We start from the raw sequence: 206 nt of genomic DNA, 5'->3' as shown, positions 1-206 counted from the left end.
GAAGCGGTTGAAAAACCAGAAAGCTTTGCTACCGATGAGCCCGCACGGATCGTTCTGGATTTCCATGGTGTAAGCAATAAACTGAATGAAACCACCCAGCAGATAAATAATGGTCAGACCCGAAGTATTGCTACCGTAGAAGCAGGTGAACGTACCCGGATGGTTATTAATTTGCTTCGAAAATTACCTTATGAAATTGAAGTAGA

Annotated in this window: 1 protein-coding gene; it reads left to right on the top strand. The window is 42.7% G+C overall.

Going from position 1 to position 206, the window contains the following annotated elements:
- The coding region (locus B3182_RS06180; RefSeq protein WP_292751999.1) for an AMIN domain-containing protein at positions 1–206 on the top strand (206 nt) is incomplete at both ends.

The organism is Methylophaga sp. UBA4204, from assembly GCF_002379485.1.
Taxonomy (GTDB): domain Bacteria; phylum Pseudomonadota; class Gammaproteobacteria; order Nitrosococcales; family Methylophagaceae; genus Methylophaga.
This window is presented reverse-complemented; position numbering and strand designations above follow the sequence as displayed.